The 20,991-nt window shown below is 73.4% G+C and carries 21 protein-coding genes; 15 read left to right on the top strand and 6 right to left on the bottom strand.

Annotated features, from left to right (window positions below):
- Positions 1-75: 75 nt before the first annotated feature.
- Positions 76-669 (bottom strand): TetR/AcrR family transcriptional regulator, encoded by a 594-nt coding sequence (locus ACFYST_RS33955; RefSeq protein ID WP_387868051.1) that lies wholly within the window; start codon positions 667-669, stop codon positions 76-78.
- Positions 670-737: 68 nt separating this feature from the next.
- Here ACFYST_RS33955 and ACFYST_RS33950 point away from each other — a divergent pair, with 68 nt between their 5' ends.
- Entirely contained in the window at positions 738-1,133 is a 396-nt protein-coding gene (locus ACFYST_RS33950) for a hypothetical protein (protein ID WP_387868049.1), read from the top strand.
- Between the two features lie 34 nt (positions 1,134-1,167).
- Here ACFYST_RS33950 and ACFYST_RS33945 read toward each other — a convergent pair whose 3' ends face one another.
- Positions 1,168-1,803, bottom strand: coding sequence for a TetR/AcrR family transcriptional regulator (locus ACFYST_RS33945; RefSeq protein WP_387641841.1), 636 nt, complete (start codon positions 1,801-1,803; stop codon positions 1,168-1,170).
- Between the two features lie 133 nt (positions 1,804-1,936).
- Between ACFYST_RS33945 and ACFYST_RS33940 the strand changes: the two genes are divergently transcribed.
- Genes ACFYST_RS33940 through ACFYST_RS33925 form a run of 4 tightly spaced genes read left to right on the top strand, consistent with a single transcriptional unit; the run spans position 1,937 to position 6,307 of the window.
- Positions 1,937-3,283 carry a flavin-containing monooxygenase gene (locus ACFYST_RS33940; RefSeq protein ID WP_387868046.1) on the top strand — a complete coding sequence of 449 codons (1,347 nt, stop codon included), beginning with the start codon at positions 1,937-1,939 and terminating at the stop codon, positions 3,281-3,283.
- Positions 3,280-4,125, top strand: a complete 846-nt coding sequence (locus tag ACFYST_RS33935) for an SDR family NAD(P)-dependent oxidoreductase (protein ID WP_387641847.1) — start codon at positions 3,280-3,282, stop codon at positions 4,123-4,125. Before ACFYST_RS33940 ends, ACFYST_RS33935 begins: the two co-directional genes overlap by 4 nt.
- Positions 4,122-5,609, top strand: a complete 1,488-nt coding sequence (locus tag ACFYST_RS33930; protein ID WP_387868045.1) for an MFS transporter — start codon at positions 4,122-4,124, stop codon at positions 5,607-5,609. The genes ACFYST_RS33935 and ACFYST_RS33930 overlap by 4 nt, the downstream gene beginning before the upstream one ends.
- Positions 5,606-6,307 (top strand): sulfite exporter TauE/SafE family protein, encoded by a 702-nt coding sequence (locus ACFYST_RS33925; RefSeq protein WP_387868042.1) that lies wholly within the window; start codon positions 5,606-5,608, stop codon positions 6,305-6,307. Before ACFYST_RS33930 ends, ACFYST_RS33925 begins: the two co-directional genes overlap by 4 nt.
- 32 nt (positions 6,308-6,339) lie before the next feature.
- On the opposite strand, the gene ligA is transcribed toward ACFYST_RS33925, so the two are convergent.
- Positions 6,340-8,370: an NAD-dependent DNA ligase LigA gene (gene ligA, locus ACFYST_RS33920; RefSeq protein WP_387868041.1), complete on the bottom strand. Its 2,031-nt coding sequence runs from the start codon at positions 8,368-8,370 to the stop codon at positions 6,340-6,342.
- 95 nt (positions 8,371-8,465) lie between these two features.
- Here ligA and ACFYST_RS33915 point away from each other — a divergent pair, with 95 nt between their 5' ends.
- Together ACFYST_RS33915 and ACFYST_RS33910 are read left to right on the top strand one after the other, a co-directional pair.
- Entirely contained in the window at positions 8,466-8,810 is a 345-nt protein-coding gene (locus ACFYST_RS33915; RefSeq protein WP_387641857.1) for a hypothetical protein, read from the top strand.
- Between the two features lie 440 nt (positions 8,811-9,250).
- Positions 9,251-9,826 (top strand): hypothetical protein, encoded by a 576-nt coding sequence (locus ACFYST_RS33910; RefSeq protein ID WP_387868039.1) that lies wholly within the window; start codon positions 9,251-9,253, stop codon positions 9,824-9,826.
- 177 nt (positions 9,827-10,003) lie between these two features.
- Here the strand turns inward: ACFYST_RS33910 and ACFYST_RS33905 are convergent, their stop codons facing one another.
- Together ACFYST_RS33905 and ACFYST_RS33900 are read right to left on the bottom strand one after the other, a co-directional pair.
- Positions 10,004-10,729: a hypothetical protein gene (locus tag ACFYST_RS33905; RefSeq protein WP_387868037.1), complete on the bottom strand. Its 726-nt coding sequence runs from the start codon at positions 10,727-10,729 to the stop codon at positions 10,004-10,006.
- An 89-nt stretch (positions 10,730-10,818) separates the two neighbouring features.
- Complete coding sequence (locus tag ACFYST_RS33900) at positions 10,819-11,367, bottom strand: EF-hand domain-containing protein (protein ID WP_387868035.1); 549 nt, start codon at positions 11,365-11,367, stop codon at positions 10,819-10,821.
- Between the two features lie 274 nt (positions 11,368-11,641).
- Between ACFYST_RS33900 and ACFYST_RS33895 the strand changes: the two genes are divergently transcribed.
- The 6 genes from ACFYST_RS33895 (at position 11,642) to ACFYST_RS33870 (ending at position 17,950) form a co-directional block, all read left to right on the top strand.
- Positions 11,642-12,151 carry a hypothetical protein gene (locus ACFYST_RS33895; protein ID WP_387641866.1) on the top strand — a complete coding sequence of 170 codons (510 nt, stop codon included), beginning with the start codon at positions 11,642-11,644 and terminating at the stop codon, positions 12,149-12,151.
- 155 nt (positions 12,152-12,306) lie between these two features.
- On the top strand, positions 12,307-12,972 hold the full coding sequence (locus ACFYST_RS33890) for a peptidylprolyl isomerase (RefSeq protein ID WP_387641869.1): 666 nt from the start codon (positions 12,307-12,309) through the stop codon (positions 12,970-12,972).
- 956 nt (positions 12,973-13,928) lie between these two features.
- Positions 13,929-14,684, top strand: coding sequence for an ABC transporter ATP-binding protein (locus ACFYST_RS33885; RefSeq protein WP_387868033.1), 756 nt, complete (start codon positions 13,929-13,931; stop codon positions 14,682-14,684).
- On the top strand, positions 14,684-15,322 hold the full coding sequence (locus ACFYST_RS33880) for a hypothetical protein (RefSeq protein WP_387868030.1): 639 nt from the start codon (positions 14,684-14,686) through the stop codon (positions 15,320-15,322). The genes ACFYST_RS33885 and ACFYST_RS33880 overlap by 1 nt, the downstream gene beginning before the upstream one ends.
- Positions 15,319-16,683, top strand: a complete 1,365-nt coding sequence (locus ACFYST_RS33875; RefSeq protein WP_387868027.1) for an FtsX-like permease family protein — start codon at positions 15,319-15,321, stop codon at positions 16,681-16,683. The genes ACFYST_RS33880 and ACFYST_RS33875 overlap by 4 nt, the downstream gene beginning before the upstream one ends.
- A gap of 52 nt (positions 16,684-16,735) precedes the next feature.
- Entirely contained in the window at positions 16,736-17,950 is a 1,215-nt protein-coding gene (locus tag ACFYST_RS33870) for a sensor domain-containing protein (protein ID WP_387868025.1), read from the top strand.
- Here the strand turns inward: ACFYST_RS33870 and ACFYST_RS33865 are convergent.
- On the bottom strand, positions 17,940-18,746 hold the full coding sequence (locus ACFYST_RS33865) for a helix-turn-helix domain-containing protein (RefSeq protein WP_387868022.1): 807 nt from the start codon (positions 18,744-18,746) through the stop codon (positions 17,940-17,942). The two genes, ACFYST_RS33870 and ACFYST_RS33865, sit on opposite strands and share 11 nt — an antisense overlap.
- Positions 18,747-19,036: 290 nt before the next feature.
- On the opposite strand from ACFYST_RS33865, the gene ACFYST_RS33860 reads away from it, so the two are divergent.
- Positions 19,037-20,038, top strand: a complete 1,002-nt coding sequence (locus tag ACFYST_RS33860) for an alpha/beta fold hydrolase (protein ID WP_387868020.1) — start codon at positions 19,037-19,039, stop codon at positions 20,036-20,038.
- Positions 20,039-20,171: 133 nt separating this feature from the next.
- On the top strand, positions 20,172-20,969 hold the full coding sequence (locus ACFYST_RS33855; RefSeq protein ID WP_387868018.1) for a nucleotidyltransferase domain-containing protein: 798 nt from the start codon (positions 20,172-20,174) through the stop codon (positions 20,967-20,969).
- Positions 20,970-20,991: the final 22 nt, after the last annotated feature.

Genomic DNA, 20,991 nt, shown 5'->3' with positions numbered 1-20,991 from the left:
AGGGATACCGGAAAACCTCCAACTTGAACAGTGCTGTTCGAGTTGGAGGCTGGAGGGCGGGAAAGCCGAGGCCGGTCAGGCGAGTTGGGTCAGCGCCCGCGCGGCATCCGCGAAGAACTGCTCGTCGGCCGTGTCGTGCAGACCCAGCAGCACACCCTGGGTGAGCCCGACGAACAGCGCCCGCAGCGCGGTGACCAGGCGCTGCGCCCGATCCGCCGTCACCGTGCCACCGGCGAGCGCGCGTCCGGCGAACAGCTCCACCAGCTGCGCCTCCTGGGCCCGCACCGACTCGGCCAGCCGGGTGCGCAGGTCGGTGTCGTGCACCGCCATGTCCAGCAGCGTCACCTGCAGGGACAGTGCGGCCATCGCGTCGGGGCGGTCGCAGCTGCGGCGGTAGTGGCGGGCGAAGGCGTCGACCGCCGCCGGCAGGTCGAGTTCGCGCGGCAGGGCCTGTTCGAGTTCGGCGTAGTGCGGGCCCAGGTGGTCCGCGACCACGGCCACCACCAGGCCGTTCTTGCTGCCGAACAGTGAGTACACCGCCCCGGTGGTCACCCCGGCCAGCGCGGCGATCTCGTCCAGCTTCGCGCGGTAGCCGTCCCGGGATACCAGCTGGAGGGCGGCGTCCAGCAGTGCCCGGCGGTTGCGTTCCTTGGCCTCGGCCCTCGTCATTCGCATAGTCTGATTATTACCGTAATCTCGTTACGGGAAACTGAGATGCTCAGGGGAGGGGAACTCGCATGGCGAGGAACAGGACGGTGGGGATCGTGGCCGACGGCGCCTTCAAGGTGCTGCTGGCGGCGGTGTTCGGACTCGGGGCCGTGCAGGTCGGCGGCCAACTCGGCGTCGCGCCATGGCTGATGATCGTCTGCGCGGTGGCCCTGCTGATCTGCGGCGCGGCCGAGATCCGCTTCGTGCGGTGGCGGCCGGCCCGCACCTACACCCGGCTGATGATCGGCTACGACGCCGGCTGGGTGCTGACCGCCGCCGCCGGGCTGCTGCTGGCGCACGGCGGCAGCAGCGCGGGTGGCGAGGTGTGGATCGGCTACCAGGCCCTCGCGCCACTGGTGTTCGCGGCGGTGCTGGCCCGCGCCGAGGAGAGCCGAGCCGAGAAGAGCCGAGGCGAAGAGAGCTGAGGCGAAGAGAGCTGAGGCATCCTCAAAGCGGCCGTCAGGACTGGTCGAGAACGCCCGTGACCACCGTGTGCAGGTGGTGCCGGAAACGGTCGAGGACCGGCAGGTCGAGCGGGCCGAGGCGGCGGCCGGCCGGGTCGATGACGCCGGCCTGGCCGAAGGAGTGGGACGTCCAGACGATGGTGAAGACCAGCATCTCGACGTCCACCCCGGCGCCGAGGCCGGCCCGGGCGAGCACCTCGCGGACGGCGGCGGCGACCTCGGCGACCAGCGGGCCGGCGAACTCGGTCTCGATGTCGGCCAGGTCGGAGCCCTCGGCCAGCCAGCGGCGCATCCACAGCGCCGGCACCTCGGGGTGGTTCAGGCAGAACGACAGGTAGGCGTCGACGAAGGCGAGCAGCGCCGCCCTGGTCTCCTCGGCGGACGGGCCGCAGGTGTGCAGCTGGCGGACGGCGGCGGTCACCACCTCGCGCTGGGCGAGATGGGCCCGGCGCATCACCTCGCGGTACAACTCCGGCTTCGCGCCCACGTGGTAGGCGACGGTGGCGATGTTCAGCCCGACGGCGTCGCCGATCGCCCGGGTACTGGTGGCGTCGTAGCCGCGCTCGGCGAACAGTCGGGTGGCGGTCGCCAGGATGCGTTCGCGGGGACCGTCGTCGGACCGGGTGCTCATGGGCCGAGGCTACCCGAGGCGGAGTGCCGGTTTCAATCACATGACGGAGCGAAAAGTCGCAGGTCACGGAGCATTGCCCATTCCTCCATCATTCGATTGAATGAGCGCCTTCCACGGAGAGGAGGGCCCGGCCATGGGCTCCACGAAGGTGGCGGTGATCGGTGCCGGCGCGGCCGGGCTCGCTACGGCCAAGGCGCTGCTCGACCACGACCTGGACGTCACCGTGCTGGAACGCGGCGACCGGGTCGGCGGCCTGTGGGCGGGCGACGACAGCGCCGGGACGTCACCGTCGTACGACAGCCTGCACCTGAACACCAGCAGGGGCCGTACCCAGTTCGTCGACCACCCGATGCCCGAGCACTGGCCCGACTACCCGTCGGCCGCCCGGGTGGCCGGCTACCTCGCCGAGTATGCCCACCGGTTCGGCGTCACCGAGCGGGTCCGGTTCCACACCGACGTCACCGCCGTCCGCCGCGCCGACACCCACTGGGAGGTCGAGACGGCGGTCGGCACCGAACAGGCAGCCGGGATTGAGAAGTTCGGCGCCGTGGTGGTCGCCAACGGCCACAATCGCGAACCGAAATGGCCCAGCCCCGGCTATCCCGGCCACTTCGACGGCACCCAGATGCACGCCCACGACCACCACAGCGCCGACACGTACAAGGGCCGCCGGGTGCTGGTCGTCGGCATGGGCAACTCCGCGATGGACATCGCCGTCGACGCCTCGCACGTCTCGCACGGGCCGGTGCTGCTCTCCGCCCGGCACGGCAGCCACATCGTGCCCAAGTACCTGTTCGGCCGCCCGTCCGACGCCACCGGTGGCGCGCTGTCCGTGCTGCCCTGGCGGATCCGGCAGGCTGTCGCGCAGACCGTGCTGCGGCTCGCCGTCGGCACGCCCGAGCGGTACGGCCTGCCCAAGCCGGCAGGCGGGCTGTTCCAGAACCACCCCACGATCAGCGACACCATCCTGCACCGGCTCACCCACGGCGAGGTCGAGGCCCGTCCCGGCATCGAACGGCTCGACGGCAACCGGGTGCTGTTCACCGACGGCACCGCCGACCGGGTCGACGTGATCGTCTGGGCCACCGGCTACCACGTCACCATCCCGTTCCTGGACGAGCGCTGGACCGGCGACGACCCCGAGGAACTGCCGCTCTACCAGCGGGTCTTCCACCTCGACGACCCCACGCTGAGCTTCGTCGGCCTGATGCAGTCCACCGGTGCCGCGCTCCCCGTCGTCGAGGCCCAGGGCAAGCTGGTCGCCGCCCACCTGGCCGGCCGCTACGCGCTGCCCACGCCCGAGCAGCAGCGCGCGCACGTCCAGCGCATGCACGCCGCCGCCGTCCGCCGCTGGGGCGCCAAGCGGCCGATGATGCGGATCGACTTCGACCAGTACACCGCCGCCGTGCCCCGCGAACTGCGGGCCGGTGCCCGCCGAGCCGTCGCCCGCCCCAACCTCACCACGAAGGCAGCGATATGACGATCCGACTGTTCGATCGCCGTCAGGACCCGCGCGGCCGCCGCGTACTGATCACCGGCGCCTCCGGCACCATCGGCCGCTCCCTCGGCGAACGCCTCACCCGGGCCGGCGCCCACGTCATCGGCCTCGACCTGCGCCCCACCGGCGACGAACCGTTCACCGTGCTGCGCTGCGACATCACCGACGGCGCCAATGTCACCACCGCCGTCGCCGAAGCCCTCGACACCCTCGGCGGCCTCGACATCCTGGTCAACAACGCCGGCATCGGCGGCCCCGCCCCCGCCGAACTCGCCCCCGGCGACGAAGTCCGCCGCCAGTTGGAGATCAACCTGCTCGGCACCTGGCGCACCACCGCCGCCTGCGTGGACGCCCTCGTCGCCGCCCGCGGCCGGGTCGTCATGGTCACCTCCCGGATGGCCGTCATGCAGCTCCCGCTCGCCGCCGCCTACGGCGCCTCCAAGCGCGCCATGGTCGCCTACGCCGACGCGCTGCGCCTCGAACTCGGCACCCACGTCACCGTCACCTGCGTCTACCCGTCCGCCGTGCGCAGCCCCATCCACGACTCCACCAAGGCCGCCGGACTCTCCCTCGACGGCATGAGCGTCTACGAGCCGCTGGACGGCGTCCTCGACACCATCGAACGCGCCGCGCTCGCCGTCCGGGCCCGCCGCGACCTGCCCACCACCCGCAAGGGCGCCGTCGAGTTCTTCCTCGCCCGGCACCTGCCCGCGCTCACCGACCGGATCGTCACCGGCACCCTCGCCAAGCGCGCCGCCGCCGGCGCCTTCGACGACGCCCCGCTCGCCGCCGGCGTCGCCGCCCGCCACCGGAGCACCCCGTGACGGACCCCCACGCCCGACCGGAGCAGGCCCCGCCGTCGCCGGCCCGACCGGAGCAGGCCCCTCCGTCGCCGGCCCGGCCGGAGCAGGCCCCGCCGTCCCCCAGAGCCGGCCGCCGCACCCTCACCCTGTACGCCACCGGCTCCGTCGGCGTGGGCGTCTGGGTCACCGTGCCCGGCCTGCTGCTGCTCTACTTCCTCACCGACGTGCTCGGCGTCCCCGCCGCCGTGGCCGGCCTCGCCCTGCTGCTGCCCAAGATCGTCGACATCGTCGTCCACCCGCTGCTCGGCTCCCGCTCCGACCGGCAGGCCCGCGTCCACGGCCACCGCCGCCGGATGATGCGCACCGGACTGCTGCTCGGCCTCGCGATGGCCGCCATGTTCACCGTCCCGGGCCAACTCACCGGCGCACCAGCCGCGTTGTGGGTCGGTGGCTGGCTGATCATCGGCAACCTGCTGTTCGCCGCCTTCCAGGTGCCCTACCTCACCACCCCCTCCGACCTGCTCGTCGGCTACCACGAGCGCACCCGGGTCTTCATGTTCCGGATGGCCCTGCTGACGATCGGCCTGCTCGGCGCAGGCGTCGCCGCCCCCGCCCTCGCGGCCGGCGGCGGCCGCGGCGACTACACCCGGATGGCCCTGCTGCTGGCCGTCGCGATGACCGCCTCCGCCGCCGTCGCACTGCGCGGCGTCCGCGGCCTCACCGACGCCTGCGGCTTCCGCCCGCCCGACCCGCGGGCCGGCCACTCCACCCTCGCCGACCTGCGGATCGCCCGCCAGGACCGCAACTTCCGCGCCCTGGTGGCCTCCTACCTGTTCACCGGCACAACAACCCATCTGTTCCTGGCCGCGCTGCCCTACGTCACCCAGTACCTGTTCCACAACGCCAAGTTGACGGCGCTGTTCATGGGCCTGTTCCTCGGCCCCGCGATGTTCGCCGGACCCGCCTGGACCGCCTGGTCGCGACGGATCGGCAAACAGCGCGGACTGCTGCTCTCCCAGGCCGTGTTCGCCACCGGCTCGCTCGCCCTGCTGCCCGGCGCCCTGCTGGCCGGCGGGGTCGGCACCGCGCTCACCGCCGTCGTCGTGATGGCCATGGGCATCGCCTTCTCCGGCCTGCAACTCTTCGCGTTCTCCATGCTGTCCGACGCCGTGAACGCCGCCGGCTCGTCCGACGCCGTCAATGCCGCCGGCTCGTCCGATGCCGACAATGCCGTCAATGCCGTGAACGCCGCCGGCTCGTCCAAGGCCGGCGCCTACACCGGCGTGTGGACCGCCACCGAGGCCACCGGCACCGCCGTCGGCCCCTACCTGTACTCTGCCGCGCTCGCCCTCGGCGGCTTCATCTCCAGCACCGGCGGCCACACCACCGCACAGAGCGGCACAGCCCTGAACGCGCTGCTGCTCGGCTTCACCGTCCTGCCCGCCGCGCTGATGGCCGTCGCCCTGTGGTTCCAGCGCAGCTGCACCCTGGACCGCACCCCGTGACCGGACCCGACACTCTCGCCGTGGCGGCCGTCGCGCTCGGCGCGTTCGCCCAGGCCGCCACCGGCATGGGGTTCTCGCTGATCTCCGCGCCCGCCCTGATCGCCGCGCTCGGCCCGCACCGCGGCGTCGCCACCGTGCTGGCGCTCGCCCTGCTCGCCTCGCTGCTGCCGCTGTCCCGGGACTGGCGGCACATCCGCCCCCGGGACACCGGCCGCCTGCTGGTGCCCACCCTGCTCGGCACCCCCGTCGCCGTCTGGCTGCTCGGCGCCGTCGACACCCGGCTGCTCGCCATCGCCGCCGGCGTCGGCGTGCTGGCCGGCGTCACACTGCTCGCCTGCGGGCTGCGTTCGGCGTTCCTGCAACGCCCGGCCGGCGCCTGGATCAGCGGCCTGGCCAGCGCCGGACTGAACGTCATCGGCGGCGTCGGCGGCCCCCCGATCGGCCTGTACGCCGCCAACGCGGGCTGGCCCCCGAGGCAGGCCAGAGCAACCCTGCACGCCTTCTTCCTGGTGCAGAACGTGGCCACCGTCGCCGTCGTCGGCTTCGTCCTGCCGTCCTGGCCCGCCGTGGCCGCCCTCGCCGTCGGCGCGGCCACCGGCATGGCACTCTCCCCGCGCCTGTCCCTCACCGCCACCCGCAACGGGGTGCTCGCCGTGTCCTGCGTCGGCGCGATCGCCCTGATCGCCACCGCGCTGTGAGGGCCGCCCCGTGACGCGGTGACGGCCCGATCTCAGCCCTGCTGCGGCAGGTGCTCCGCGACCAGGGCGGCGAACTCGTCCGGGGAGACGATCCGGATGCCCAGCTCCTCCGCCTTCGCCCGCTTCGATCCCGCCTTCTCGCCCGCCACCAGCAGCGTGGTGCGCTTGGAGACCGAGGACGAGGACTTGCCGCCGGCCCGCTCGATCAGCTCGTTCATCTCGTTGCGCGACAGCTCCGCCAGCGGGCCCGTCATGCTGCCGGTGACCACCACCGCCTGGCCCGCCAGCGCACCCCCATCGGCGGATTCGGTGGCCGCCGGGGCCTGCGGCTCGGTGACGGCCGTGCCCACGCCCTCGGCGGCCAGCCGGTCCAACAGGCCGGACAGCTCGGCGAGTTCGGTCACCAGCAGGCGGGCCTTCTCCGGGCCGATGCCGTCCACCGCCGCCAGCGTGTCCGCGTCCGCCGCGCGGATCGCCGCCATCGAACCGAAGTGCGCGGCGATCCGGCGCGACATGCTGCGGCCGGTGCCGCGAATGCCGAGCGCGCAGAACACCCGGTGCAGCGGCTGGCTGCGGGCGGTCCCGATCGCCGCCAGCAGATTGTCCGTGGACGTCTCGCCCATCCGCTCCAGCGCCAGCAGCTGCTCCCGCGTCAGCGTGAACACGTCCGCCAGATCCGCCACCAGGCCCGCCTCCACCAGCTGCACCGCGCGGGTCGAACCCAGACCCTCGATGTCCAACTGGTCCCGGCCCGCCGCGTAGATGATCGACGCCACCGCCTGACAGTTGCGGCCCCGGACGCACCGCCAGCGCTGCTCGCTGGCGTCGATCGCCTCGCCGCAGCGCGGGCACGCCTCCGGGAAGACGATCGGCCGCTCCGCGCCGGTGCGCTGGTCCACCAGCGGCGCCTCCACCCGCGGAATGACATCCCCCGCGCGGTGCACGAAGACCCGGTCGCCCAGCATCAGCCCGCGCCGCTCGATGTCGGCCGGGTTGTGCAGCGTCGCGTACGTCACCGTCACGCCGTCGATCACCACCGGCTCCAGCACCGCCCGCGGCGCGATGATGCCGGTACGGCCCACGTTCCACTCCACGCCGAGCAGCGTGGTCACCTTGTGCTCGGCCGCCAGCTTGCGGGCCACGGCCCAGCGCGGTGCCCGCGAACCGCTGCCCGCCTCGCGCTGGTCCGCCGCCTCGTCCGCCTTGATCACCACGCCGTCGATGCCGAACGGCAGCGCCGCCCGCAGCGCCGCGATCTGCGCCACCCGCTCCTGCACCTGATCGACCGTCACGCAGCGCACCGGCGCCGCGTCCGTGCTCGCCGCCGTGTTCGCCCCCAGCTCGGCCAGCCGGGCCAGCAGCGCGCTGTGCGCCAGGCCGTCGTCGAAGCCGACCGCGCCGTACGCGAAGAACGTCAACTCCACCCGGTACGGGCGGTCCTTGGCCCGCAGGGTGCCGGCCGCGCCGTTGCGCGGGTTGGCGAACGGGGGCGCGCCGTGCGCGGTGCGGACCTCGTTGGCGCGGTCGAACTGCTCGCGGGTGAACAGCACTTCACCGCGCAGCTCGACGTCCACCGGCTCGGTCAGGACGGCCGGCAGGCCCAGCACGTCGCCCGCCGCGTGGCTGATCTCCTCGCCCGCCAGGCCGTCGCCGCGCGTGATCAGCCGGTGCAGCCGGCCCGCCCGGTAGCGGGCCGCGACGGCCAGCCCGTCCAGCTTCGGCTCCACGCACCAGGCCGCCACCGGGCGGCCCAGCCGGCGCTCCAACCCGGCCGCCCAGTCGGCGAGTTCCTCCTCCGAGAAGACGTTGTCCAGCGACAGCATCGGCACACTGTGCGGCACATCGCCCTGCGCCGCGCCACCGGCCACCTTGCCGGTCGGCGACTGCGGCAGCACCTCGTCCGGGTGCGCCTCCTCGTACCCGGCGATCGCCCGCAGCAGGGCGTCGTACTCGTCGTCGCCCAGCGAGGTGGACCCGTCGCCGTAGTAGGCGGCCGCGGCCTCGACGGCGGAGGTGACGGCATCGGCGTAGTCGCCGGCGGAGAGCAGAGCGGTGTCGTTCATGCCCGTATCGTCTCGTCTCGCACTGACATTCGGGCCGGACGCGTGTCCGGCCCGGCACTTCCGCCGGTCGCCCCGCATTCCCTAAGGTGACGGCCATGACCAACACGGGGAACGACACCACCGACGTCCACATCAGCCTGGTCGGAGGCACCCGCCTCGAAGGCGCCGAGATCCACGCCCGCACCCTGACCGCCTCCCTGGTCGGCGGCGCCGACATCGACCTCACCGAGGTCGACATCCCCGACGGCGCCGAACTCCGCATCACCAAGCTCAGCCTGGTCGGCGGCGTCCACCTCCGGGTCCGCCCCGAAGTCCGCGTCAAGGTCACCGGCATCCGCCTCGGCGGCGTCAGCGACGACGGCCCGACCGTCGCCGGCGGCCCGACGGTGCACGTCGCGGCCTGGGGGCTGGTGGGCGGCGTGCGGGTGAGCCGGGACTGAACACCCTCCGGTTGCCGGACCTCAACGGCGGTCGGGCGAAAGCGAATTGACGCGACGAGGAGCCGGGGCAGCACCGCCCTCCGCGCCGAACGCGCCCGCCGCCGCGACGCCGGCCCCGCCCGACGGCCCGTGGCAGCCGGTGTGGACCGTCATGCGCGCCCTCGCGCGAGTTCACGGTGACCGGAACGTCCGGTTGGTCGTCCGTTTGAGGAGTAGGCCTCCGCGTCACCCGACCGGTGCAAGCCGGGCAGGCAGATCGCGGCAGCGGTCGGCGGGCCCGCCGAAGCCCGTGGAAACGCCTGAATCAGGCGAAGAACCGTGCGAGTTGGTTCAGACGGTTGGCCCAGCACGGCCAGCCGCGAAGCTCGTTTGTGTGCGCATCATGGGTCTCGGCCGCCGGTTCGGCCGAATTCCCCTTCCGTTCCCCGAAAGGAACGCCCATGCTCCGCACTTCCCGTTCCCGTGCCCGTAAGGCCGCCGTTGCCGCCGCGTGCGCCGTGCTGCCCCTCGGCGCGGCCCTCGTCGCCCCGGCGGCGGCCAGCGCCGCGCCGACGGCCGTGAAGGTCTCGTGCCAGGCCGCCGGCCAGGTCCACTTCAACCCCGGCGTGGAGCTGTTCCCGCGTGCGCAGCACGTCTCCTACCAGGGCCAGGAAGGCGCGTGCGACGACTTCAGCGAGTTCGACATCATGACCGCGAAGCTCACCATGAGCTTCGATGACGTCTCCCTCTCCTGTCTGGCCAGCGGCAGCTCGGGCAGCGGCAAGGGCAGCGCCAAGATCGAATGGACCGAAGAGGATGGCGAAACGGCGGAGAGCATCCTCGACGTCCAGATCGACAACTCCACCCTCAACGTCGGGCATGTGTCGGGCCACGTGCGCAGCGGCCAGTTCGAGGGCCACGGCTTCACCGGCACCTTCAAGACCAGCCTGGTCGCCGGTGGGATCGAATGCACCATCGGCGCCCCGGCCGGTGGCGTGAAGGACGCCGACTTCACGGGCGACTTCAGCATCGACTGACAGCGGTTCGACGTCCGCGGTGGCGCTGCCGGTGGGCCTCGGCCCGTCGGTGGCGTCGCCGCTTGGACGTGTTCCGTGAAGTCCGTGTCACGCCATTCGAGTTGGGTGGTGGCGTGCGCATATCGCCGTCGTGCCAACGGAGTTGCCGACACCTGCGGCCTGGCAGCGGTGCGTGGTTCAGGCCGGGCCGTGGGCGCGGAGTTGGGCCGGGCGGCCGGACGGGCGGTGCCAGCCGAGGTCGAGGCCGGTGGCGCGCAGGGCGATGCCGAGGGCGTGGCGCATGGCGTCCTGGACGGCGATGGTCAAGTCCGGTGCGGCGAGGCGCGGCGACGGGTTCCAGCCGAGGTCGGCCAGGCCGGCCGCATCGCAGTCGTTCAGGGTGATGCCCACGCCGCCCGGGCGGGTGGCCACCGGGAGGCCTGCCAGGGTCGCGCTGCGGCGGACGGCCGTGACGATCTCGGCCCGGACGCCGGGGTGAACCGGCGGTGGTGCGGCCGGGGCGGACGGCGGGGGAGTGGGGCCGGTGTCCGGCCGGGCGGCAGAGCCGCGCACCGTGGTTCGGGCCGGGGCGTCGGTGCGTTCCGCGTCGAGGTCGAAGGCGGGGAGCAGTTCGGCGAGTGCGTTCTCGAGGGCGTCGGCGACCAGTTGACGGGCGGTGGCCGCCGGGTTCTGCCCGCCGCCCGCCGTCGCCGCGTCCTCCAGCCGGGGCGAGGCCAGCCAGCGCAGCGCGATCGCCCCGCCGTCCGGCACCAGGTGCACGCCCGGCCCGTGGCCGCCGTGCGCGACCGGCAGGCCGGCCAGCAGCAGGGCCTCCGTCACCCGGTCCGCCAGCACCGGATCGAGCCCCGGCGCGACGATCTGACCTGGCGTCAACTCGCGGTTCTCAGTGGAGATCCTGTCCACCCCGACCCCTCCTCCGCGGTGCGGACCGTTCGCGCCGCCCGCGGAGAGGGTATCCATGAACATGCAAAATTCAACAGCGCTCGGAACGGTCAGTGTGGGGGTGCGGGGAGCGGCCCGCAGAGCAGGTTGCCCGGGTCGGTGGGGTTGTCGCTGATCCAGAACTGTGCCCAGAGCAGGGCGAATTCGGAACGGCCGAGGTGGCCGTCGCCGTCCCGGTCGAGCTGGTCGAAGACGTCGCCGGTGTCGATGGCGCGGCCGTGCCAGGTGTCGACCAGGTGGCGGTGCTCGGCGCGGGAGATCCGGCCGTCGCCGTTCTCGTCGACGGCGTCGAAGACCGCGTCGGAGGTGGCGTTGACGTATTCGAGCATCGCGGGCAGGCGGTCGACCATGGCGAGGATCTCGTCCAGGCCGACTCTGCCGTCGCCGTCGCGGTCGGCCGCCGCGGACAGATGGTCCCACCAGCCGAGCGTCACTTCCGTTACCCGCGCGGCGAGTTCGGGATCGTCGGCGACCCGGGGCAGCCGGTGCCAGCGGTCGGCGAGGTCCTGGAAGTCGTCCTGATCCAGGTAGCCGTTCCGGTCGGTGTCGAAGGCCTGGAACATGGTGGTGAGCTTGCTGCGCTGGAACTCGCTGGCCAAGGTAAACAGCCTCTCTCGGGGTGCACTTGCCTTGATCCTTTTCCGTTCGGCCGGATCTCGCACCGGCGCACCGTGGCGCGGCCCCTGGCCTGCCCCGCTCCGGGGGCGCACGAGAGGCCCTGCGCGCGGTCACCCTTTCGGTGTGGGCCCGGTGCGGCGGGCGGGCCGATGAATGTGGCCGTTATGTGTTCGTCAATTGGAGGTTTATTGCGGCGGCCCACAGTAGTGACATGGCCGCCGGAGAGACCGGCGGACCACTCCGGGGGGAGAACCCATGGGAACCTACGCCCGCATCGCCGGCGCCTTCGCGGCCGCCGCCGCGCTCACCGTCGCGCTGACCGGCACCGCGTCCGCCGCCACCACCACCGAGGCGGCCACCGCCAAGTCGCCCGCCGCCGCGCCGGCCCTCACAACTGCCGCCCGCAGCACGGCGGTCAAGCTGAACAACTGGACCGGCTGCACCCTCACCCGCGAGAACTGGTGGCTCTCGCACGGCATCTGGACCAGCCAGCCGCCGGTGCACATCTACAACGGGCAGCAGGGCAGCTGGGCGTCCGAGTCGAACGGCTTCGCCACCGGCACCGAGGGCTACGCCCGGTTCTACGCCGAGAGCTGCGCCAACCCGGTGCTGAACGGCCGGATCATCCAGGTCCACTGGGACAACCCGTACGTGGGCTCGAACAGCTACGACTCGAACGGCACCGACCTGATGTTCTACGTCCCGCAGCCGGCCGGTGGCGGCGGCAACAACGCCGTCGCCGAGTTCTCCGCCTGGGGGCACTGACCCTCCCCGGAGGGGACGCAAGGGAACACCGGCGAGCGGCAAGGGTGCGACTGTTGCGGTGCGGGGTGTGGGTGGGGCCTGAGTGGGCAGGTATGGCAGGTCCCTGATCACGTCCGACGGGCGACAACCGTCAACTCCCTTGGGGGAACCGCACAATGAAGCGCAAGTCCTGGGCGCTGCTCACCGCCCTGTCCCTGCCGCTCGCCCTCTCCACCACCGCGGTGGCCGCCGAACCCGCGGCCGCCGCGACCACCGCCGGCGCCGGGTGCGTGTACTCGCCCGCGGTGCCGGCGGACAACTTCAAGGGCATCCCGGTCTTCGACGCGAAGAAGGCGGCCAAGCCGTACAGCGCCACCCTGCGCACCACCCAGGGCGCGATCACCTTCAAGGCACTGACCGACAAGGCCCCCTGCACCACCTTCTCGTTCCGGTTCCTCGCCGAACGCAGCTACTACGACCGCACCCACTGCCACCGCCTCACCACCCAGCGCCTGTACGTGCTGCAGTGCGGCGACCCGACCGGCACCGGCAGCGGCGGCCCGGGCTACTCCTTCCCCGACGAGAACCTCGAAGGGGCGACCTACCCGGCCGGCACCGTCGCAATGGCCAACGCGGGCCCGGACACCAACGGCAGCCAGTTCTTCATCGTCTGGAAGGACACCAAGCTGCGGCCCAACTACACCCCGTTCGGCCAGATCACCGGCGGGCTCGACGTGCTGCAGAAGATCGCGGCCGGCGGCGAGGACGACCAGAACGCCCCGGGCGACGGCTTCCCGAACCTGCGGGTGGACTTCCGCAAGGTCAGCATCTCCAGCCACTGACCCGGCCCTGGGCGGCCCACCACTCGCGGTGGGCCGCCCCGCGGTGGCCCGGCCGCCCGGATCAGTGCCCTCGCCGACCATCTGCTCGGCCGGCAAAGGGAGTTCGCCGCCACCGGCGGAAAGCCTGTTGGCGGTGATCGACTCCACCAACGGCATGCTCGACGGCGGCCTGATGAGCGCCGGCCTGACGCTGCGCCGACGCGCGGGTGCTGCCCGCGTGCCCCGGCTTCGGTGCGCCCCGGCCGCCACGCCGACCCGTGGGTGCTGCCCGCGTGCCCCGGCTACGGCCCGCCCCGGCCGCCACGCCGCGCAGATTTTCGCCGGCATCGACGCCGGCATCCCCGCACCGGAAGGCACACGCCGCGCCGGCCGCCGCCTGTTCTCCGGCGACCGCCGACGTCCCCTCGTCGAGCCCACCTTCGACGACGGCCCCAACCCGCCGTGCACCGGCCGGATCCTGGACGTCCTCGACCGGTGCGCCGTTCCCGCGACGTTCCTCTGCGGCGGCCCGCACGCCCTGGCGCACCGACGAGGCGATCGCCAGATCCGTCGGCGAGGCGGGCCCGCGAATGCTCCGCCCGCCGTACGGCTCCCGCACCCCCGATGTGCTGCGCCGGCTCACCGAGAGCGAGGCCACCGTGGTGCTGTGGGACATCGAGCCGTCCGACCGGGCCCGGCCCGGCGCCGACGCGATCACCCGGGCCGTCCTCGACCGGACCCGGCCCAGCTCACTGATCCCGATGCCCGATGCCCCATGGCAGCGGCGACCGCTCACAGACCGCCGACGCCCTGCCCGGCGTGATCGAGGGCCTGCCTGCCCCCGGATACACCTTTGCCCGGGTGGACGGCCCGACCTGACCCCGGTCTCTCGCGGCGCGGGGGTGCGGTTTTCCGAACCCCGAGAACGGGTGCTGGCACGGGCGAAACAGCAGTTCCCCGCGACGCACGATGAACACATGAACAGCGCAACGAGTACCGAAGTGGAGCTCGCCGTCCGCGCCGAAAGCGTGCACCGCGGCTATCGGCGCGGCGGCAGCGACGTCCCCGTCCTGCGCGGCGTGACGGTTGAATTCCGGCCGGGGACGTTCACCGCCGTGATGGGCCCGTCCGGATCCGGCAAGACCACCCTGCTGCACTGCCTGGCCGGCCTCGACCGCCCCGACCGCGGGCAGATCTGGTGGGGCCCCACCGCGATCCACACCCTGCCCGAACGTCGCCTCGCCCGACTGCGCCGCGAGCAAGTCGGCTTCGTCTTCCAGGCGTTCAACCTGATGCCCGGCATGACCGCCGCCCAGAACGTCGAACTCCCCGGCCGCATGGCCGGACACCGCCCCGCCCGCCCCACCGTCCACGACGCCCTCGCCCGGGTCGGCCTGGCCGGCCGCGAACGCCAACGCCCCGCCCAACTCTCCGGCGGCCAACAACAACGCGTCGCAATCGCCCGCGCCCTGGTCTCCCGCCCACGCGTCCTGTTCGCCGACGAACCCACCGGCGCCCTCGACCGCACCACCGGCACCCAAATCCTGCACCTGCTCCGCACCGCCGTCGACCAGGACGGCACCACCTGCGTCATGGTCACCCACGACCCCACCGCCGCCGCACATGCCGACCGGGTCCTGCTCCTCACCGATGGCCAACTCGTCGACGAACTCCACCACCCGACGGCCCACCAGGTCGCCGACGCGCTGGCTGCGGCGGGGGGCGAGGTGTGATGAGTGCGGTACTTGCCCGGCGCCAACTGCGGGGCCGCCGGGCCGGGTTGGTCGTCGCGTTGCTGCTCGCTGTCGCCGCCGCGTTCGGCGTGCTCGCCGGGCAGGCTGCTGCCGACGGGCGCGCTGCGAGGCGAGGCGTGCTGGGCGCGGTGCTCGCCCGGCGCCAACTGCGGGGCCGCCGGGCCGGGTTGGTCGTCGCGTTGCTGCTCGCTGTCGCCGCCGCGTTCGGCGTGCTGGCCGGGCAGGCTGCTGCCGCCGGGCGCGCTGCGAGGCGAGGCGTGCTGGGCGCGGTACTTGCTCGGCGCCAACTACGGTGTCGCTCGGCCGGGTTGGCCATCGCGTTGCTGCTCGCCGCCGCCACTGCACTGGGTGCGCCCGCCCGGCGCTTCGCCCTGCGCCGCCAGTACCGCGACCTCGCCCTGCTGCGCACCGTCGCCGCCACACCCCAACGGATCCGCCAACTGCTGTACCGGCTGGCCGCGTTGAAGCTCGCACCGCTCGGTGCCACCGCCGCCCGCACCTTCCTCGCCGCACTCCAGCACCGCATGATGGCGTCCCCGCACGCCCGGATCGGTGCCACCCTCCCCGCCCCAGCCGTCGCCACCGCGCTCGCCACGACGGGAGGCGAGGCGCGATGACCACAGTGCTCGCCTGGAGCCAACTGCGCCGCCGCCCCGCCGGGTTCGCCGGTCTCGCCGCCGCGTTGCTGCTCGCCGTCTCAACCCTCACCGCACTCGGCGCGCTGCTGTTCGCCGAGCACGGCGTACCGGCCGCCGACCGGCGCGAGGTGCGCGGGCCCGGACTCGGGCTGATCGCCGGGGCGTTCGGCGAAATCACCGTACTGGTGGCGTTCTTCGTCGCCCTGAACACGCTCGGCTTCGCTCTGCGCCACCAGTACCGCGACCTCGCCCTGCTGCGCACCGTCGCCGCCACACCCCGACAGATCCGCCAACTGCTGCGCCGACAGGCCGCGTTGACGCTCGTCCTGACAGCCACCCCCGGCGCCCTGCTCGGCACCGCCGCCGCCCGCACCTTCCTCGCCGCGCTCCAGCACCGCATGATGGCTGCCCCACACGCCCGGCTCGGCGCCGTCCTCCCCGCCGCAGCCGCCGCCACCGTGCTCACCCTGCTGGTCGTCACCCTCGCCGCCACCCTGACCGCCCGCCAGGTCACCGCGCCCGCGCCCGCCGCGGCCCTCGCCGACAGCTCCGGCCCGGACCGGCGGCCCGGCCCCGTTCGCCTGCTCGCCGCGGCCGCCGCCCTCACCGGCGGAGCACTGCTGGTGCGCCTCGCCGCGACCCGGCCGCCCGCCGACGTCGACAAAGCCGCGCAGGCGACGCTGCTCGCCACCCTCGTCCTGCTCGCCGGCGTCGCCCTCGCCGGCCCGCTGCTCGCCCCGCTCACCACCGCCCCGTTCGGCCTCGCGCTGCGCGCCCTGCTGCCCGCCACCGGCTGGCAGGCCGACGCCAACCTGCGCGGCTACGCCCGCCGCCTCGCCTCCGCGGTCGTCCCGATCGCCCTGCTCACCGGCCTCTCCGCCACCATGGCGACCATGACCGCCACCGCTCTGCACGCGGCCGCCGGCCCGCCCACCGGCGCCACCTCCGCCACCGACACCTGGCTGCGCCAGGCCGAACTCGGCCTGCTCAGCTCCTTCGGCGCGATCGCCACCGTCACCACCCTGGCCGCACTCACCGGCGAACGCCGCCGTGAGTTCGCTCTGCTGCGGCTGCTCGGCGCGACCCGCGCGGACGTCCTGCGCGTCCTCACCCTGGAAGCCGCCGTCACCGCCGCCCTCGGCCTGCTCCTCGGCGGCGCCGTCACCGCCACCACCACGGCCGCGTTCAGCATCGCCGCCACCGGACGCGCCGTGCCGACCGTCCCCGTCACCACCTGCGCCTGGATCGCCGCCGTGGCCGCCCTGCTCACCGTACCCACCGTGCTGGCGGCCGCAGTTGCCGCGATGCGGCGGGCCCCGGCGGGCAGCGCGCACGAATGAGCCCGTCGCCGGGAGATCATGATCGCCGGTACGGGAGACGGAGGTTGGGCCGATGAGGATGCGACGCTGGTGGGCGGTGCGACCCGGAGACGTGGCGTTCCTGGTGCTCGGACTGCCGGTGGCGCTGCTCGGCGCGGCCTACGCGCTGGCCGCGCTGTACGCGGGGGTGCTGCTCTCGCTGACGGTCGTCGGACTGCCGGTCACCGCGCTCGCACTCACCGGCGCCCGCCAACTCGGCCTGCCGAACCGGTGGTTGACGGGCCGGCTGCTCGACGAGACCGTCCCCGCGCCCGGCCCGGCCGCCTGTCCGCACGGGGCAACCGCCCGGATCAGGGCCGCACTCACCGACACCGTCGCCTGGCGCACCCTCGGCTACCTGCTGCTGCGCCTGCCCCTCGGCGTACTCGGCCTCGCCGCCGTCCTGCTGCCACTGGGCAGCGGCTGGCTGCTCGGCTTCCCGCTCTGGCTGCGCCTGCTCGAGGACGGCCCGCACCCCGCGACCCCGCTCGACCTCGCCGCCCCACCGCTTGGCCTCGCCCTGCTCGCCCTCACCCCACCACTCGTCCGCCTGACCGCCGACGCCAACCGCCGGCTGGCCCGCCACCTGCTCGGACCGGCCCGCACCCAACAACGCGTCCAACACCTCGAAGCGGCCCGCCACACCCTGCTCACCACCGGCACCGAGAGGCTGCGCCGCCTCGAACGCGACCTCCACGACGGCACCCAGGCCCGGCTGGTCGCCCTCGCCATCACCCTCTCGCTCGCCGACGACACCCTCACCCAGCACGCCCCCGCCGACCCCCGCCTGCGCACCCTGCTCGACCGCGCCCGCACCCAGACCGACGACACCATCGCCGAACTCCGCGCCCTCACCCGAGGCCTCTGCCCCACCGGCCTCGACGGCGGCCTCGCCGAAGCCCTCCCCGCCCTCGCCGCCGGCTGCGCCGTCCCCGTCACCCTCCACCTCGACCTGCCCCGCCGCCCGGACGAAGCCGTCGAACAGACCCTCTGGTACTGCGCCGCCGAACTCCTCACCAACATCACCAAACACAGCACCGCCACCGCCGCCACCCTCACCCTCACCACCACCCCCACCAGGGCCCGCCTCACCCTCCACGACAACGGCCCCGGCGGCGCCACCCCCACCCCCGGCCACGGCCTCCACGGCCTCACCACCCGCCTCGCCGCCGTCGACGGCACCCTCCGCATCACCAGCCCACCGGGCGGCCCGACCGTCATCACGGCCGAACTGCCGCTCACTCTCTGACCGTTGGCGGCCACTCGGTGCCGCCGGGTGCCGGCCAGGCCCGGTCATCGGCGGCCAGCCACGGTTCGTGCGCGGCACCGGCGGGAGTTGTCCCGCTGAACGCGCGGACGTCATGGTGGAGATGGGACTGGTCGGCATAGCCGCCATCGACGGCCACCTGCGCGGGAGCGTCCCCGCGGACCAGTCGGTGGACGGCGCGATCGAAGCGGACCAGCATCGCGGCGCGTTTGGGCGTCAGGCCGGTCTGCGAGCCGAAGCGCGACCACGTGCGCTGGCGGCTCCAACCGAGCAGGCCCGCGAGCTCGCTCACCCGGGTCTGTCCGTGGCCGGCGACGATCCGGCGCCAGGCCCAGGCCACTTCGGGATCGACCCCCGGGCCCGCACGGAACCGGGTCATCAGCTCGGTGTCGATCAGCGCGAATCGCTCAGGCCAGGTTCGTGCCTGGTGAAGCCGTTCCCGCAGGCGCGGCACGGCCCGGCCCCACAGGTCGTCGAGCGCGACGACGCTCCCGCGCAACTCGGCGAGCGGGAGCCCGAGTACGGGGTGCGCGACAAGCGGAGACAGGCGTATCTGCACGCAGTCGGCACCCTCGACGCACACCTGGAAGGCACGGAAGCCGAGCCCGGCGGCCAGGCTCTCCGACCGCATCCGGCCGGCCGCGCCGCGGATGTCGAACGGGCGGTCACCGAAATCGAGAGCCACGGTGACGGCCGGGTGAGGAATGACTCGTAGGTCGATCGGGCGGTCACCGCGAATGCGGAACCCGGCCATTTCGACACCGGGCAGCACGGTCACTCGTGACGGTCGCGCGATCTCCCAGGCAGCGGTGGGGTCTGCCGTCCGGACAACAGGGTGCACGCCTCGACGGTACGAGCGGCTCGGCAGCGGAATCAACCACCGTGCGAGACGCGACATTTCTCCAAGACTCCCCGCGCCCGCCACCGCAAGAGTGGTGGCACCGCGCACCGCGCACGTCGCACCGACACCGCACGCCGCGCACCGCGCACGTCGCACCGACACCGCGCGCCGCGCACCTCGCACCGCGCGCCGCGCACCTCGCACCGAAGCCAACCGACGGAGGAGTCATGAACGAGCCGAACGCCCCGCAGAACGAACACCCCCACAGCCGGCCGGACGCGGCCCCGAACGTCCCGCGCCGACGGCGGGCGCGGACCCGCCGGTGGCGGATCGCCCTGCTCGCCGCCGGCGTGCTGGCCCTCCTCCTCACGGGGAACACGGTGTCCGTGCGCGGCCAGACGGCGGGGGCCTCCGGCGACCAGATCGTGCACATCCCCGGTGGGGACCTCCATGTCGTCCAGGACGGGCCGCCCGGCGCGCCCACGGTGGTGCTCCTGCACGGCCTCGGCGGCTCGACGGCGTGGTGGGACCCGGTCCTGCCGGCGCTGCGGGACCTGCACGTGGTGCGGGTGGACCTGCTCGGGCACGGCAGATCGGCCAAACCGGCCGGTGGTTACGGCATGGAGGAGCAGGCGCGCCGGGTCGGTGTCGCGCTCGACCAACTCGGGGTGCACCGCGCGACCGTCGTCGGGCACTCCACCGGCGGTGCCGTCGCCACCGCGCTGGCCGAGCAGCGCCGCGACCTGGTGGGGGCGATCGCGCTGCTCGACACCGGCCCGCGCCTCGACGCGTACATCGGCGACAGCTTCGCCGCTCACCTGCTGTCCACGCCGGTGGTGGCGGAACTCCTCTGGCGGTTTCGTACCGACGGCACCATCCGCGCCGCGCTGAGTTCCGCGTTCACCCGCGAGGTGAAGATCCCCGACCGGATCGTCGCCGACGTCCGGGGCATGACCTACCGAAGCCTCACCGCGACCGACGAGGCGTCCAGCGCGTACGTGAAGGAACGGCCCATCCCCGACCGGCTTTCCGGCCTCGGCCTGCCGACCCTGGTGGTCTTCGGCTCGCAGGACCACCGTTGGCGTCCCTCCGCCGCCCAGGAGTACCGCCAAGTCCCCGGCGCCCGCATCGAGATCCTCGACGGCGTCGGCCACAGTCCCATGATCGAGGACCCCGACAGCACCGGAACGCTCCTCCACGGCTTCGTCATCGAAACCGCGCCACACTGATCACCCCCGGATCGGCAGCCCACCGGGCGGCGGACCCGCCGTCGTCGCCGTCGAACCGCGCGCGCAAATCCGACCGGTGACACTCCGTCGGGTGCTACGTTGGTCTGCTTTGCTCCGGCCGGAAGGAAAGCAGATGGACATCCCCGCCCTGCACAGCAAGTTCCTCGACGACACGCTCCCGCGCATCCGGCAGGACGCACGCGTCGCCGGTGCGGCGATCGGCGGGTCGATCATGACGGGCGACTCCGACGTCTACTCGGACGTGGACCTGATCGTGGTGATCGACGACGCGGCGTACGACGCGGTCATGGGGGAACGGCTGCCGCTGATCGGCTCCTGGGCACCGCTGGTGGCGGGGTTCACCGGGGAGCACGTCGGCGAGCCCCGCCTGATCGTCTCCCTGGTCGGGCCGCCGCTGCTGCACGTGGACTTCAAGTTCGTCCGGGTCTCCGACTTCGCCTCGCGGATCGAGGACCCGGAAATCCTCTGGGACCGCGACGGCCTGCTGGCCGGAGCCCTCGCCCAACAGCCGCCCACAGCCGAGGAGTTCGATCCCCAGTGGGTCGAGGACCGGTTCTGGGTCTGGGTGCACTACGGCGCGACGAAGCTCGGCCGCGGCGAACTGTTCGAGACCATCGGCGTCCTCGCCCAGCTGCGCGGCATCGTCCTCGGGCCGCTCGCCGCCCGCCGGGCCGGCGCGGACCCGCGCGGCGTGCGCCGCCTGGAGACCGTCGCCCCCGAGGAGGCCCGCGCCCTCCGCGCCACGCTGTGCGGCTACGATCGCCACCAGGCCGGGCAGGCGCTCCTCGCCACTGTCGACCTCTACCGCCGCTGGTCCGAACAGGACGGCGACGCGACGGTCGAACGACGCCACCACGCGGAGAAACTCGCCGTGCAGTACCTCCAGGACGTCATCGAGCAGGCCCACTGAACAACGCGCGGGGCACGACAGG

The sequence above is a fragment of the Kitasatospora sp. NPDC004614 genome, from assembly GCF_042873675.1.
Taxonomy (GTDB): domain Bacteria; phylum Actinomycetota; class Actinomycetes; order Streptomycetales; family Streptomycetaceae; genus Kitasatospora.
This window is presented reverse-complemented; position numbering and strand designations above follow the sequence as displayed.